The sequence below is a fragment of the Streptomyces sp. NPDC127068 genome (genome assembly GCF_042724695.1).
In the GTDB taxonomy this organism is placed as follows: Bacteria; Actinomycetota; Actinomycetes; order Streptomycetales; family Streptomycetaceae; genus Streptomyces.
Genome location: NZ_JBHXEN010000012.1, coordinates 19,516 through 33,728, shown reverse-complemented (window position 1 = coordinate 33,728; position 14,213 = coordinate 19,516). Strand labels below are relative to the sequence as shown.

12 protein-coding genes are annotated in these 14,213 nt (G+C 74.4%); 10 read left to right on the top strand and 2 right to left on the bottom strand.

What is annotated here, in order from left to right; translation table 11 throughout:
• Positions 1 to 83: 83 nt before the first annotated feature.
• Entirely contained in the window at positions 84 to 290 is a 207-nt protein-coding gene (locus ACFWIA_RS09890; RefSeq protein WP_387002208.1) for a hypothetical protein, read from the bottom strand.
• Positions 291 to 469: 179 nt separating this feature from the next.
• Between ACFWIA_RS09890 and ACFWIA_RS09885 the strand changes: the two genes are divergently transcribed.
• The gene (locus tag ACFWIA_RS09885) at positions 470 to 1,726 is read left to right on the top strand and encodes a sensor histidine kinase (protein ID WP_387002206.1); all 1,257 of its coding nucleotides are present in this window, start codon (positions 470 to 472) and stop codon (positions 1,724 to 1,726) included.
• Positions 1,723 to 2,394 carry a response regulator gene (locus ACFWIA_RS09880; RefSeq protein WP_387002204.1) on the top strand — a complete coding sequence of 224 codons (672 nt, stop codon included), beginning with the start codon at positions 1,723 to 1,725 and terminating at the stop codon, positions 2,392 to 2,394. Before ACFWIA_RS09885 ends, ACFWIA_RS09880 begins: the two co-directional genes overlap by 4 nt.
• 15 nt (positions 2,395 to 2,409) lie before the next feature.
• On the opposite strand, the gene ACFWIA_RS09875 is transcribed toward ACFWIA_RS09880, so the two are convergent.
• On the bottom strand, positions 2,410 to 3,414 hold the full coding sequence (locus tag ACFWIA_RS09875; RefSeq protein ID WP_387002202.1) for a Gfo/Idh/MocA family oxidoreductase: 1,005 nt from the start codon (positions 3,412 to 3,414) through the stop codon (positions 2,410 to 2,412).
• A gap of 147 nt (positions 3,415 to 3,561) precedes the next feature.
• On the opposite strand from ACFWIA_RS09875, the gene ACFWIA_RS09870 reads away from it, so the two are divergent.
• The 8 genes from ACFWIA_RS09870 (at position 3,562) to ACFWIA_RS09835 (ending at position 14,138) form a co-directional block, all read left to right on the top strand.
• Complete coding sequence (locus ACFWIA_RS09870; RefSeq protein ID WP_387002392.1) at positions 3,562 to 4,281, top strand: GntR family transcriptional regulator; 720 nt, start codon at positions 3,562 to 3,564, stop codon at positions 4,279 to 4,281.
• Positions 4,282 to 4,587: 306 nt separating this feature from the next.
• Positions 4,588 to 5,601 carry a sugar ABC transporter substrate-binding protein gene (locus ACFWIA_RS09865; RefSeq protein WP_387002200.1) on the top strand — a complete coding sequence of 338 codons (1,014 nt, stop codon included), beginning with the start codon at positions 4,588 to 4,590 and terminating at the stop codon, positions 5,599 to 5,601.
• Complete coding sequence (locus ACFWIA_RS09860) at positions 5,598 to 6,656, top strand: ABC transporter permease (RefSeq protein ID WP_387002198.1); 1,059 nt, start codon at positions 5,598 to 5,600, stop codon at positions 6,654 to 6,656. The genes ACFWIA_RS09865 and ACFWIA_RS09860 overlap by 4 nt, the downstream gene beginning before the upstream one ends.
• Positions 6,653 to 7,558, top strand: a complete 906-nt coding sequence (locus tag ACFWIA_RS09855; RefSeq protein ID WP_387002196.1) for an ATP-binding cassette domain-containing protein — start codon at positions 6,653 to 6,655, stop codon at positions 7,556 to 7,558. The genes ACFWIA_RS09860 and ACFWIA_RS09855 overlap by 4 nt, the downstream gene beginning before the upstream one ends.
• Before the next feature lie 132 nt (positions 7,559 to 7,690).
• Positions 7,691 to 8,833, top strand: coding sequence for an ROK family glucokinase (locus tag ACFWIA_RS09850; protein ID WP_385490781.1), 1,143 nt, complete (start codon positions 7,691 to 7,693; stop codon positions 8,831 to 8,833).
• A gap of 2 nt (positions 8,834 to 8,835) precedes the next feature.
• Entirely contained in the window at positions 8,836 to 9,411 is a 576-nt protein-coding gene (locus ACFWIA_RS09845; RefSeq protein WP_387002194.1) for a sugar kinase, read from the top strand.
• Positions 9,412 to 9,540: 129 nt separating this feature from the next.
• Complete coding sequence (locus tag ACFWIA_RS09840) at positions 9,541 to 12,507, top strand: SNF2-related protein (protein ID WP_387002192.1); 2,967 nt, start codon at positions 9,541 to 9,543, stop codon at positions 12,505 to 12,507.
• On the top strand, positions 12,504 to 14,138 hold the full coding sequence (locus ACFWIA_RS09835) for an SWIM zinc finger family protein (protein WP_387002190.1): 1,635 nt from the start codon (positions 12,504 to 12,506) through the stop codon (positions 14,136 to 14,138). Before ACFWIA_RS09840 ends, ACFWIA_RS09835 begins: the two co-directional genes overlap by 4 nt.
• Positions 14,139 to 14,213 lie beyond the last annotated feature (75 nt).

Genomic DNA, 14,213 nt, shown 5'->3' with positions numbered 1-14,213 from the left:
CCGCCCCCGAGCACGGCTGCCGTGTCGCCCCGCGGCCCGCGGCGGCTCCGCGGCGCCCCGTCAGGTGCCCTCGGGGGCACGGGCTACTTCTCCTGCTTCTTCATGCTCTCCGCGACCCCGAACAGCGCGAACGCGAACAGCAACAGCGCGATGCTGGCGAACAGTTCGTACCCGTCCAGGAAAGCCACGTGCCTCAGCAGGCCCCAGTCCCCCCAGCCGAACTCGTTCGTGATCCCCATGGCGCCCTGCGCCAGGGCGACGAAACCAAGAAACCCGCACAGATGCCTCATGTCGGTGATCCTCCTCGGCGTGCACCCTCACGGGAATCGGCCACCGGACGGTGCCCGCCGGCCGGAAGTCTCAGGTCCGCCCGGGGTGGTCCGCCGATGGTCGAGGGCACGTCGACTTTGGTCGACGGGCGTGTCGCACGGTACGGGTACGCCCGTACGGGTGCGTAGATTTGTCGGTCATGAACGGCCAAGAACCCCCCGTGCCGGCGGAGTCGGTCCCCGCCTTCCGGCTGCGCTGGCTGCTGCCCTCGGCAGTGGCCGCCCAGTTGTACCCAGAACGGGTCAAAGGCCGCTACCCCCGCCGGACCCTGCGCGACTGGATCGTCGACTTCCTGTGCTTCCTGATCGCCGTCGCGATCGGGCTGCTCGTGGCGGAGAACCTGGTCCAAGACCCGGACGTGCCGGAACCGTTGATCGTGGCGGACCAGGTGCTCGGCGCCCTCGCCTGCGGTGCGGTGTGGCTGCGCCGCCGCTGGCCGGTCGGGCTCGCGGCGGCCCTGGTCCCGGTGGGGCTGCTGTCCACGACCGCCGCCGGAGCCGCCCTCGTCCTGTTGTTCTCGCTGGCCGTGCACCGACGCTTCGCCTACGTGGCCTGGGTCGCGGGCGCCTCCCTCGCCCTCGCCCCGCTGCTCTTCTGGTGGCGCCCGGACCCCGAACTCTCGTACGGCGTGTCCGTCATGTTCACGGTGCTGACGACCGCCACCGTCGTCGGCTGGGGCATGTTCGTCCGCTCGCACCGCGAACTGCTGCTGTCGCTCCAGGACCGGGCCCGGCGCGCCGAGACCGAGGCGGAACTACGCGCGGAACAGGCCCAACGGCTCGCCCGGGAGTCCATCGCCCGGGAGATGCACGACGTCCTCGCCCACCGGTTGACCCTGCTCAGCGTGCACGCGGGCGCCCTGGAGTTCCGCCCGGACGCCCCCCGGGAGGAGATCGCACGGGCCGCCGGGGTGATCCGCGAGAGCTCCCACGAGGCGCTCCAGGACCTGCGCGAGATCATCGGAGTGCTGCGCGCGGGGGAGGGGGAGGAATCCGGCCGCCCGCAGCCCACCCTCGCCGCCCTCGACACCCTGGTCGACGAGTCCCGCGCGGCCGGCGCCACGGTGCGGCTCGCCAACCGGGTCACCGACCCGCGTGCCGCCCCCGCCTCCGTGGGCCGCACCGCCTACCGCATCGCCCAGGAGGGGCTGACCAACGCCCGCAAGCACGCCCCCGGGGCCGAGGTCACGGTGTGCCTGACCGGCGGCCCAGGCGAGGGACTGACGGTCACCGTGCACAATCCGGCACCGGCCGGGAAGGTCCCCGCCGTGCCCGGCTCCGGTCAGGGCCTCATCGGCCTCACGGAACGGGCCACCCTCGCCGGCGGCCGGATCGAGCACGGGCCGGACGCCGCCGGGGGCTTCCAGGTCACCGCCTGGCTACCGTGGCCCTCATGACTGCGATCAAGGTGCTCCTGGTGGACGACGACCCGTTGGTCCGCGCGGGCCTGTCCCTGATGCTCGGCGGAGCCGAGGACATCGAGATCGTGGGGCAGGCGGGCGACGGCTGCGAGGTCCTCGCCCTGGTGGACCGGCTGGCTCCGGACGTCGTCCTGATGGACATCAGGATGCCCACCGTGGACGGCCTCACCGCCACCGAACTGCTGCGCGCCCGGGCGGGCGCCCCCGAGGTCATCCTGCTGACCACGTTCCACGCCGACGAACAGGTCCTGCGGGCACTGCGGGCGGGGGCCGCCGGCTTCGTGCTCAAGGACACCCAGCCGGCCGAGATCGTCGACGCGGTGCGCAAGGTCGCCGCCGGGGTGCCCGTCCTGTCGCCGACGGTGACCCGTCAACTCATCAGCAGGGTCGCGGGCGACGACTCCCGGCAGGACCGCAGCCGGCGCGCCCGGGAACGGCTGGCGGCGCTCGGCGAACGCGAGCGGGAGGTCGCCGTGGCCGTCGGGCGCGGGAAGTCGAACGCGGACATCGCCGCCGACCTGTACATGAGCGTCGCCACCGTCAAGACGCACGTGTCCCGCGTCCTGGCCAAGCTCGCACTCAACAACCGGGTGCAGATAGCCCTGTTGACCCATGACGCCGGTTGGCTGCTCGACGACGAGTGACCCGGTGCGGCCCGTTCACGCCCCGGGGACCTCGTCGATCCGTACCGCCCGCCGTTCCCGCCGGGACCGTTCGCAGGCTTCGGCGATGCGCAGCGCCGTCAGCGCCTCGCGCCCGTCGCAGGGGTTCGCCCGCTCCCCGCGCACCACGTCCACGAAGGCCGCCAACTCCGCCTCGTACGCGGGGGCGAACCGTTCGAGGAAGCCGGGCCACGGTTTGTCGGCGGGCGGGGGGCCGGCGAGTTCCGTGGACGCGATCGGGGTGCGGTCGTCCAGCCCGACCGCCACCTGGTCGGCCTCCCCGGCGAGCTCCATCCGGACGTCGTAGCCGGCGCCGTTCAGCCGGGTCGCCGTCGCGGTGGCGAGGACCCCGTCGTCCAGGGTCAGCACCACCGCCGCGGTGTCCACGTCCCCGGCCTCCCGGAACATCGCGGGCCCCGCGTCGGACCCGGCGGCGTACACCTCCACCACCTCCCGTCCGGTCACCCAGCGCAGCGCGTCGAAGTCGTGGACCAGACAGTCCCGGTAGAGGCCACCGGACAGCGGGAGGTACGCGGCGGGCGGCGGCGCCGGATCGGAGGTCATCGCCCGTACGGTGTGCAGCCGTCCGAGGCGGCCCTCGCGCACCGCTTCCCGGGCCCGGACGTACCCGAAGTCGAACCGGCGCTGGAACCCCATCTGGAGGACGGTGCCCGCCGCTGCCACGTCCCGCAGTGCGGACAGGGTGCCCGGCAGGTCCAGGGCGATGGGCTTCTCGCAGAAGACCGGCAGCCCCGCCCGGGCCGCCCGGGAGATCAGCTCGGCGTGCGCGGCGGTGGCGGTGGTGATCACCACCGCGTCGACGCCCCAGGTGAAGATCTCGTCCACCCCGGGCGCGGTGGTGGCCCCGATCCGGTGGGCCAGTGCCTGGGCCCGTGCGAGGTCGGCGTCCGTGACGACGAGGGAACCCACCTCGCGGTTGCGGCAGAGGGATGCCGCGTGGAACGTCCCGATGCGGCCCGTCCCGATGAGTCCGATGCGCATGGGTACAAGGTGGAGCCGCCCGCACCCCCTGTCAATGGTTTGTCCGGACAATCGAACCGCATGGCTTCCCGTCCTTGGGCCGGACGGCTACGCTCCCCAACCGTGTCCAGACCAGCAGCCGAACCGCCCGTGACGCTCCACCTCGGTGTGGACCGGAGCAGCCCGGTCCCGCTGTACTTCCAGCTGGCCCAGCAACTCGAAGCGGCGATCGAACGCGGGACGCTCACTCCGGGCAGTCTGCTGGGCAACGAGATAGAACTCGCGGGACGCCTCGGTCTGTCCCGCCCCACCGTCCGCCAGGCCATCCAGTCGCTGGTCGACAAGGGGCTCCTGGTGCGTCGCCGGGGCGTCGGCACCCAGGTGGTGCACAGCCAGGTCAGACGCCCGCTGGAGCTGAGCAGCCTGTACGACGACCTGGAGGCGGCCGGCCAGCGGCCCGCCACCCGGGTCACCGTCAACGGTCTCGTCCCGGCGTCCGCGGAGGTCGCCGTCGCGCTCGGCGTCGCCGAGGGCGCCGAGGTGCACCGCGTCGAACGGCTCCGACTGGCCCACGGCGAGCCCCTGGCGTACCTGTGCAACCACCTCCCGGCCGGGTTGCTCGCCCTGGAGACCGCACGGTTGGAGTCCACCGGGCTGTACCGGATGCTGCGGGCCGTCGGGATCACCCTGCACAGTGCCCGCCAGTCGGTGGGCGCCCGGGCCGCCACCGCCGGGGAGGCGGAGCTGTTGGCGGAGCCCGCGGGCGCGCCCCTGCTCACCATGTGCCGCACCACCTTCGACGACACCGGGCGCCCCGTCGAGCACGGGGCGCACGTCTACCGCGCGTCCCGCTACTCGTTCGAGTTCCACCTGCTCGTCCGTCCCTGAGGACCCGCTCCGCGCCGGGAGCCGTCCGCGCGCACCCGTCCGGCGCAACGTCCGGGCGGCCCGTTCGTCGCCCTTGACGCCCCCGGGGGGAGCCGTGAGAACTCCCCCGGCCGCATGACGAGAGGTGGTCCCAGGATGCGCAGAGCAGGCACCGGAGCCGGGCGAGCGGGCCGCGCACGGCACCCGATGAACACCCGCACCGGTTCCGTGGCCGATACTGGAGCGTTCCGGGTCGCAAAATCGACCCCCGGGTCCGGTCCGCCGGCACCGGCGCACCGGGGAGCACGGCAAGAAGGGCACGGGTTCGTGGCAAGGGTACGGACAGGGGTACGGGTGGCGACAGCCGCGCTGGTGGTGACGCTGGCCGTGGCGCTCGCGGGGTGCTCCAGCACCGGCGGCAAGCGCGCCGAGGACGCCCGCGAGGCCGCCGCCGCCCGGGGGAAGGCCGCCGTCACCACCCCGCGCTGGACCTTCGCGATGGTGACCCACTCGGGCGACGGCGACACCTTCTGGGACATCGTGCAGAAGGGCGCCGAGGAAGCCGCGGCCAAGGACAACATCAAGTTCCTGTACTCGCATCACGACGAGGCCCAGCAGCAGGCCCAGCTCGTCGACGCGGCGGTCGACAAGAAGGTCGACGGGCTGATCGTCACCCTCGCCAAGCCCGCCGCCATGAAGGCCGCCGTGGAACGGGCCCGCAAGGCCGGCATCCCGGTGATCACCATCAACTCCGGCTCCGCCGAGTCCCGGCAGTTCGGCGCCCTCACCCACGTCGGCCAGGACGAGACCGTGGCCGGCGAAGCGGTCGGCACCGAGCTGAACGCACGCGGCCACGAGACGGCCGTCTGCGTCCTCCACGAACAGGGCAACGTCGGCCACGAACAGCGCTGCGCCGGCGCAGCCAAGACCTTCGACGGGAAGCTGGAGAACCTCTACGTCGACGGCACCAACATGCCCGACGTCCAGGCGTCGATCGTCTCCAAGCTCCAGGCCGACCGGGACCTCGACGCGGTCGTCACCCTCGGCGCCCCCTTCGCCGCCACCGCCGTCAAGGCCAAGCAGGACGCGGGCAGCAAGGCCGAGATCGACACCTTCGACCTGAACGGCTCGGTGGCCGCGGGCCTCAAGGACGGTTCGCTGGGGTTCGCCGTCGACCAGCAGCCCTACCTCCAGGGGTACGAGGCCGTCGACCTGCTGTGGCTGTACAAGTACAACGCCGACGTGCTCGGCGGCGGCGGTCCCGTCCTCACCGGCCCGCAGATCGTCACCAAGGACCAGGCCGCCGAGCTGGAGGAGTACACGAAGCGGGGGACCCGATGACCGCCACCGCCCCGGCGCCCGCCCCGGGCGGCACCGGAGCCGACGAGCGCCTGCTGCGGACCTCACCGCTGCGCAGGCTGCTCGGTCGCCCCGAGCTGGGTTCCGTCGTCGGCGCGGTCGCGGTGTTCCTCTTCTTCGCGGTCGTCGCCGACAGTTTCCTGCGGGCCACCAGCCTCAGCACCGTCCTGTACGCGGCGTCCGTCATCGGCATCATGGCGGTGCCCGTGGCGCTGCTCATGATCGGCGGCGAGTTCGACCTGTCGGCCGGTGTCCTGGTCACCAGCTCCGCGCTGGTGTCCTCGATGTTCAGCTACCAGATGACCGCCAACGTCTGGGTGGGCGTCGGAGTGTCCCTGCTGGTCACCCTGGGGATCGGCGTGTTCAACGGGGTCCTGTTGACCCGTACAGGACTGCCCAGTTTCATCATCACGCTCGGCACCTTCCTGATGCTGACCGGACTGAACCTCGGCTTCACCAAGCTGATCAGCGGCACCGTCTCCACCAAGTCCATCGCCGACATGGAGGGCTTCGCCTCCGCCCGGAGCGTGTTCGCCTCGACCCTCACCGTCGGCGGGGTCAACTTCAAGATCACCATCCTGTGGTGGTTCGCCCTCGTCGCCCTCGCCACCTGGCTCCTGCTGCGCACCCGCGCGGGCAACTGGATCTTCGCGGTCGGCGGCGGCAAGGACGCCGCCCGCGCGGTGGGGGTCCCGGTCACCCGGACGAAGATCGGCCTCTACATGGGCGTCGCCTTCGGCGCCTGGATCGCCGGACAGCACCTGCTGTTCTCGTTCGACTCCGTCCAGTCGGGCGAGGGCGTCGGCAACGAGCTGATCTACATCATCGCGGCCGTCATCGGCGGCTGCCTGATCACCGGCGGCTACGGCTCGGCGATCGGCTCGGCGGTGGGCGCCCTCATCTTCGGCATGACCAGCAAGGGCATCGTCTTCGCCGAGTGGAACCCCGACTGGTTCAAGTTCTTCCTGGGAGCGATGCTCCTCCTGGCGACCCTGCTGAACGCCTGGGTCCGCAAGCGCGCGGAGGCCTCGACATGACGGACACGACCCCCGGCGCCGACGGCGCCACCCCGGAGGCCGGCAGCTCCACCCCGGGGGCGGACGGTCCGGCCGACCGCCCGGACGACGGCGCCGCACCGCTGGTCCAGCTGGACGACGTCAGCAAGTACTACGGCAACGTGCGCGCCCTCGAAAGCGTCACCCTGGAGGTGCACGCCGGCGAGATCACCTGCGTCCTGGGCGACAACGGAGCCGGCAAGTCCACCCTGATCAAGATCATCGCGGGGCTGCACCAGCACGACGCGGGAACCCTCCGGATCGCCGGCCGGGAACGCCGTCTCTCCTCCCCGCGGCAGGCCCTGGACCTGGGCATCGCCACCGTCTACCAGGACCTCGCCGTCGTCCCGCTGATGCCCGTCTGGCGCAACTTCTTCCTCGGCTCCGAGCCCACCCGGGGCGCCGGCCCCTTCCGCCGGCTCGACGTCGACCTGATGCGCCGGACCGCCCACGCCGAACTGTTGCGCATGGGCATCGACCTGCGGGACGTCGACCAGCCCATCGGCACCCTCTCCGGCGGCGAACGCCAGTGCGTGGCCATCGCCCGGGCCGTGTACTTCGGGGCGAAGGTCCTCGTCCTCGACGAACCGACCGCCGCCCTCGGCGTCAAGCAGTCCGGCGTCGTCCTCAAGTACGTGGCCGCCGCCCGGGACGCCGGACTGGGCGTGGTCCTGATCACCCACAACCCCCACCACGCCTACCTCGTCGGTGACCGCTTCGTGCTGCTGAAGCGCGGCGCCATGGCCGGCAGCCACGCCCGGGACGCGATCAGCCTGGACGCCCTCACCCGGCAGATGGCCGGCGGCAGCGAACTCGACGACCTCCGCCACGAGCTGGAACGCGCCCCCACCCCCACCCACCTGGGTGGTCACCCCACCCACTGACGGCAGCCGCCCCGCCGCCCCCCACCCCCGGGTGGGGGCCGCCCCGGCCCGCCGTCCCGACCGCGCCCCGACGTCACCCGCCCCACCGGCGACGTGTGCACCGCGGGGCGCCCGTGAGGCAGAATCGGCCTGATGAGCACTTACCGCGACCTCGCACACCGCGGCACCGCGCGGGCCACCGTCCTGCGGACCGTCGGCACCCGGGAGCGCCGCTCCCTGCTGACCGCGCCCCGCGTGCCGACCGTCGGCATCGACATCGGCGGGACGAAGGTCATGGCGGGCGTCGTGGACGCCGACGGCACCATCCTGGAGAAGGTCCGCACCGAGACCCCCGACAAGTCCAAGAGCCCCAAGGTCGTCGAGGACACCATCGTCGAACTGGTCCTCGACCTCTCCGACCGGCACGACGTGCACGCCGTGGGCATCGGCGCCGCGGGCTGGGTCGACGCCGACCGCAACCGGGTCCTCTTCGCCCCCCACCTCTCCTGGCGCAACGAGCCCCTGCGCGACCGGATCTCCGAGCGCCTCGCGGTCCCCGTGATGGTCGACAACGACGCCAACACCGCCGCCTGGGCCGAGTGGCGGTTCGGCGCCGGCCGCGGCGAGGACCACCTCGTCATGATCACCCTCGGCACCGGCATCGGCGGCGCCATCCTGGAGGACGGCCAGGTCAAGCGGGGCAAGTACGGCGTGGCCGGCGAGTTCGGCCACATGCAGGTCGTCCCCGGCGGACACCGCTGCGCCTGCGGCAACCGGGGCTGCTGGGAGCAGTACAGCTCCGGCAACGCCCTGGTGCGCGAGGCCCGTGAACTGGCCACCGCCGAGTCCCCGGTCGCCCACACCATCATCGACCGCGTCCAGGGCAACGTCCTCGACATCACCGGCCCCCTGATCACCGAGCTGGCCCGTGAGGGCGACCCGATGTGCGTCGAACTCCTCCAGGACATCGGCCAGTGGCTCGGCGTCGGCATCGCCAACCTCGCCGCCGCCCTCGACCCGTCCTGCTTCGTCATCGGCGGCGGCGTCAGCGCCGCCGACGACCTGCTCATCGGCCCCGCCCGCAAGGCATTCAGCCGCCACCTCACCGGCCGCGGCTACCGGCCCGAGGCCCGCATCGCCCGCGCCCAGCTCGGCCCCGAGGCCGGCATGGTCGGCGCCGCCGACCTCGCCCGATTGGTCGCCCGGCGCTTTAGGCGCGCCAACCGCCGCCGGGTCGAGCGCCAGGAACGCTACGAGCGGTACGCGCAGGCCCGCCGCGCCGCCCAGGGAACCTGACCATGCCGACCGTGCCCCGCCAGCTCCCGCCACCCGACCGGGCACCACGCCGCGCGCGAGGCGGTTGGGTGGTGCGCCGCCGGGCCCTGACCCTGCTGACCATCCTGCTGCTCATCGGCGTCCCCGCCGGGTACCTGGTGATCTCCGCCAACCAGAGCCGGGACAGCGGTCGGGACAAGGCCGCCAAGTACGCGGCGACCGGCCTCACCGAGGGCTGGCCCTCGAAGGTGCAGCGCCGCCTGTACGAGGTGCCCGTCCCGCCCTGGTCCGCGGACGTGGCCCACTACGAGACCAACAACTGGAAGACCAGCCGGCTCTACGTGCAGTTCCTCACCAGCAACGAGGGCCTCGACCGGTTCCTGACGGAGCTCGGGTACAGCGTCGACGCGCTGCACGCGGACGAACTCCCGATCAGCGCCCGGGACCGCGGCATCGTCGGCTGGGACTTCTCCGGAGCGGGCCCGTGGCTGGGCCTGGACCGCGACCAGGAGGACCCGCGCCCCTCCCACGACATCGTCGTGAACCGCGCCAACCCCGACCACCCCATGGTGTACGTGGTCGCCTCGTCCACTCCCTGACCCGCCACCCCCTGACCCGCCACCCACGGGCCGCCGTCGCGTCGGGCCCGGTCGGTTGTCACACCCCGCCCGTACAGTCGAAGACGACCGGTCGGTGCGACGAGCGAGGAGGTGGACCACAGGATGCGCATGTCACGACTGGCTGCGGTGTTCCTGCCGGCCCAGCCACCGCGCGAAGGCCGACTGGCGTTCTGGGACCCGACGGGGCAGCTCCTCGCCCCCGGGGAGCCGGCACCCGCCGAGCAGCCCGGCGAGCCCGGTGAGCTGACCGTGGTGCGCCCCCACGGCCGCGGCGTCCGCAGCGCCACCGTCCCCGCCCGGCTGCTCCCCCTCACCGACGCCCTGCCGCTGCTCGTCCACGCCCGGGGCGAGGCCGACGCCCACGCCGCCACGGCCTGCTGGGGCGCCGCCGCGCTCCTCGCCCTGCGGCTGGTCGCCCGCGGCCGGATCCTGCCCGGACTCACCGCCGACGCCCACGACGCCTGGCGGGCCGGCCCCCTGGAGGCCGACGACCTCGCCCATCTGCGGGCCATCGCCGCGGCCCTGCCCCCCGAGGGCTACGCCACCCCGCTGCCCGGCCGCACCCCGCTGGAACTGCCCCGGCCCGAGGACCTGCTCCGGGCCTTCCTCGACGCCGTGGCCGACACCCTCCCGCGCACCCCCGCGGCCCCGCACGCCGTCGGCGCGCCCTACGCCGCCCGGGAGCCCCAGCACCTGCCCCGTGCGCGGGACTGGGCCGCGGAGGTCGCCGCGGGTGCCGACGCGGGCGTGCGCATCTCGCTGCGCCTCGACCTCTCCCCGTTCACCGTCTTCGACTCGGACGGCGGCGCCAGCGGCGCTCACGCTGCCGACGGCTCCGCCGACACGGCCGTCGGGCGCCGCGCCGGCGCCGCGATCGTGCAGGTGCACAGCCTCGCCGACCCCACCCTGGTGGTGGACGCGGCGAGCCTGTGGGCGGGCGGCGCCGACGAGGCGTTCGGCCCCCGGGCCCGGGTCGACGCGGCCCTCGCGGTACGCCGTGCCGCCCGGATCTGGCCGCCGCTGGACCGGCTCGGCGACCAGGAGGTCCCCGCCGTCCTCGCCCTGTCCGAGGACGAGCTGACGGACCTCCTCGGCGTGGCCGCCCAGCGCCTCGCCGCCGCCGGCGTCGCCGTGCACTGGCCGCGCGACCTCGCCCAGGACCTCACCGCGAGCGCCGTCGTCCGCCCCGCCCCCGGCTCGGCCACGGACGGCACGCCCCTCTTCGACAGCGCACAGCTGCTCCAGTTCCGCTGGCAGCTCGCCCTCGGCGGCGATCCGCTCAGCGAAGCCGAGATGGACGCCCTCGCCGAGGCCCACCGCCCGGTGGTCCGGCTGCGTGACCAGTGGGTCGTCGTCGACCCGGCGCTCGTCCGCAAGGCCCGCAAACGCGAGCTGGGCCTCCTCGATCCGATCGACGCGCTCGCCGTCGCCCTCACCGGCACCGCCGAGGTGGACGGCGAGGAGGTGCCCGCCGTGCCCGTCGGCGCCCTCGCCACGCTCCGCGACCGGCTCGCCGAAGGAGTGCCCCCCGTCGAGCCGCCCCCCGCTCTCCGCGCCCGCCTGCGCGACTACCAGCGCGAGGGCCTGGCCTGGCTGGACCTCATGACCTCCCTCGGCCTCGGCGGCTGCCTCGCCGACGACATGGGCCTCGGCAAGACGGTCACCCTGATCGCCCTGCACCTGCGGCGGGACCGCCCCGAACCCACCCTGGTGGTCTGCCCGGCCTCCCTGCTCGGCAACTGGCAGCGGGAGATCGCCCGCTTCGCCCCCGGCGTGCCGGTCCGCCGCTTCCACGGCAGCGCCCGCAGCCTCGACGACCCCGAGACCCTCACCGGCGGCTTCGTCCTCACCACGTACGGCACCATGCGCTCCACCGCCGCCCAACTCGCCGAGCGCCCCTGGGGCATGGTCGTCGCCGACGAGGCGCAGCACGTCAAGAACCCGTACTCCGCCACCGCCAAGGCCCTGCGCACCATCCCCGCCCCCGCGCGCGTGGCGCTCACCGGCACCCCCGTCGAGAACAACCTCTCGGAACTCTGGGCCCTCCTCGACTGGACGACCCCCGGACTGCTGGGCCCGCTGAAGTCCTTCCGCGCCCGCCACGCCCGCACGGTGGAGAACGCCACCAGCGCGACGGTCGCGATGCACGCGCTACGGACCGCCCGCGCCCCCGACGGCACCACCACTGCCCCCGCCGTCGCCGAACCCGGGGACACCGAGGCGGTCGAACGGCTCGCCCGACTGGTCCGCCCCTTCCTGCTGCGCCGCAGGAAGTCCGACCCCGGCATCGTCCCCGAACTCCCGCCGAAGACCGAGACGGACCACCCCGTCCCGCTCACCCGCGAGCAGGCCGCGCTGTACGAGGCCGTCGTCCGGGAGTCCCTGGCGGCCATCACGGCCTCGGAGGGCATCGCCCGGCGCGGGCTGGTCCTGAGCCTGCTCACCTCGCTGAAGCAGGTGTGCAACCACCCGGCCCTGTACCTCAAGGAACAGCTCCCCACCCCCGCCGCGCGCACCCCGCACCCCCGTCTCGCCGGACGGTCCGGCAAGCTGACCCTGCTGGACGAGTTGCTGGACACCGTCCTCGCGGAGGAGGGCTCCGCACTGGTCTTCACCCAGTACGCGACGATGGCCCGCCTCATCGGCGCCCACCTCACCGACCGCGCGGTGCCCGCCGAACTGCTGCACGGCGGCACGCCCGTGCCCGAGCGGGAACGCCTCGTCGACCGTTTCCAGGCGGGCGCGACCCCAGTCCTGGTCCTGTCCCTGAAGGCCGCCGGCACGGGGCTGAACCTCACCCGAGCCGGTCATGTGGTCCACTTCGACCGCTGGTGGAACCCGGCCGTCGAGGAACAGGCGACGGACCGCGCCTACCGCATCGGCCAGACCCAGCCGGTCCAGGTGCACCGCCTGATCGCGGAGGGCACCGTCGAGGACCGCATCGCCGACCTGCTGGTGGCCAAGCGCGCCCTCGCCGATGCCGTGCTGGGCTCCGGCGAGACCCCCTTGACGCAACTCACCGAGCTGACCGACCGGGAGCTGACCGACCTGGTCTCGCTCAGGAGGCCCGCATGACGGAGACGACGAGCACCCGGGCCGCCGATCCGGCGACCGAACCCGAACACGAACGCGCGGCCGACCTCCCGCGCCCGTCCGAGGCGGCCCGCCGGGCGCTCCACGCGGCCCGCCGGTCCCGCCCCACCGCCCCGCCGACCGACCTGACCGGCGCGCCCACCGCCCCGACCGGGGTACCCGCGCCCCCCACCCCGGTGGCCCCCCACGCCGCCGACCGCCCGGGGGACGTCGCCCGGCGGGCGCTGCGCACGGCCCGGGCCCGCCGCGCCGTCGAGCGCAGCGAGGACCCCCCGGCCGGCGGCCCGCCCGAAGACACCTCCGGTCCGGCACCGGAGCCGACCCCGACCCCGCCCGCCCTGGCCGTCTCTCCCCCGGCCCGCTCCGCTCCGGCGCCCGCCGACCCCGCTCCCGCTGACCCTGCTCCCGCTCCCGCTCCCGCCGACCCGCCGTCGGACGTTCCGATCGCCGCCACCTGGTGGGGCAACGCCTGGGTCCGCGCACTGGAGGAGGGCGGCCTCGACGCGGGCCGACTACGACGCGGCCGGGAGTACGCCGCCACCGGCCGCGTCGGCACGGTCAGCGTGGCACCGGGACGCATCCTCGCCTACGTGCACGGCAGCCGTCCGCGGCCCTACCGCACCCAACTCCGGCTGCCCACCCTCACCGACGAGCAGTGGGACGCCTTCCTCGACGCGGCGGCCGAGCACCCCGGCCACCTCGCCGCGCTGCTCGACAAGGACATGCCGCACTCCCTCGCCGAGTGCGCCGACCTGCTGCCCGGCCCCGGCGACCTCGACCCCGTGTGCGGCTGCCCCGACTCCGGCAGCCCCTGCAAGCACGCCGCCGCCCTCTGCTACGAGACGGCACGGCTCCTGGACGCGGACCCGTTCGTCCTGCTGCACCTGCGCGGCCGGGCCGAGGACGACCTGCTGTCCGCGCTGTCCCGACGCAGCGCCGCCCGCAGCGCCCGTGACGACACCGGCCCGGCCCCCTTCCCCGGGGTCCGCGCCCGTACCGCGCTCACCCCGCGCACCCTGCCCGCGCTGCCGCCACCGCTGCCGGTCCCCGCGCACCCCGAACAGCCGCCGGCCCACCCGGCCGGCGCGGACGGCCCCGACCCCTTCGCACTGGACCAGTTGGCGACGGACGCGGCGGCCCGCGCCCACGCCCTGCTGACCACCGGCCGGGACCCCGTCGCCGGGCTGACCCTGTGGCAGGACGCGGTACGGGTCGCCGCCGCCCGCCCCGGCTCCGGCCTCACCGCCACGACCCGCACCCTGTACGCCTCGCTGGCCGCGGCGACCGGCCGGACCCCCGCGGAACTCGGCCGCGCGGTCGCCGCCTGGCGGCAGGGCGGTCCGGCGGCGCTCACCGTCCTCGAAGAGCCCTGGGACCCGCCGGCCGGCCGTTTCGACCGGGCCCGCCCCGCCCTCCTCGCCGCCGGCCTCCCCGCCTTCCGCCCCGCCCGCAACCACCTCACGCACCCCCGCGGTCACCTCCAACTCCGCCTGGGGCAGGGCGGCCTCTGGTACGCCTACGAATCGGAGCCGGGCCACGAGGACTGGTGGCCCCGCGGCAACGCGTCCCCCGACCCCGTCGGCGCGCTCGCCGGCCTGGCCGCGGCCCGGTAGCGCCCGCTTCCCGGCTCCGCCGCCGGGTGGCGACCGGGCGGCCCACCGCCCGTCCGGCGCCCCGCGCCCCACGAC

Bases quoted from the DNA above. Each gene is read 5' to 3' on its own strand.
- ACFWIA_RS09875 (WP_387002202.1), bottom strand. From the start codon at position 3,414: ATGCGCATCGGACTCATCGGGACGGGCCGCATCGGGACGTTCCACGCG.
- ACFWIA_RS09845 (WP_387002194.1), top strand. From the start codon at position 8,836: ATGCCGACCGTGCCCCGCCAGCTCCCGCCACCCGACCGGGCACCACGC.
- ACFWIA_RS09885 (WP_387002206.1), top strand. From the start codon at position 470: ATGAACGGCCAAGAACCCCCCGTGCCGGCGGAGTCGGTCCCCGCCTTC.
- ACFWIA_RS09880 (WP_387002204.1), top strand. From the start codon at position 1,723: ATGACTGCGATCAAGGTGCTCCTGGTGGACGACGACCCGTTGGTCCGC.
- ACFWIA_RS09835 (WP_387002190.1), top strand. From the start codon at position 12,504: ATGACGGAGACGACGAGCACCCGGGCCGCCGATCCGGCGACCGAACCC.
- ACFWIA_RS09855 (WP_387002196.1), top strand. From the start codon at position 6,653: ATGACGGACACGACCCCCGGCGCCGACGGCGCCACCCCGGAGGCCGGC.
- ACFWIA_RS09840 (WP_387002192.1), top strand. From the start codon at position 9,541: ATGTCACGACTGGCTGCGGTGTTCCTGCCGGCCCAGCCACCGCGCGAA.
- ACFWIA_RS09890 (WP_387002208.1), bottom strand. From the start codon at position 290: ATGAGGCATCTGTGCGGGTTTCTTGGTTTCGTCGCCCTGGCGCAGGGC.
- ACFWIA_RS09860 (WP_387002198.1), top strand. From the start codon at position 5,598: ATGACCGCCACCGCCCCGGCGCCCGCCCCGGGCGGCACCGGAGCCGAC.
- ACFWIA_RS09850 (WP_385490781.1), top strand. From the start codon at position 7,691: ATGAGCACTTACCGCGACCTCGCACACCGCGGCACCGCGCGGGCCACC.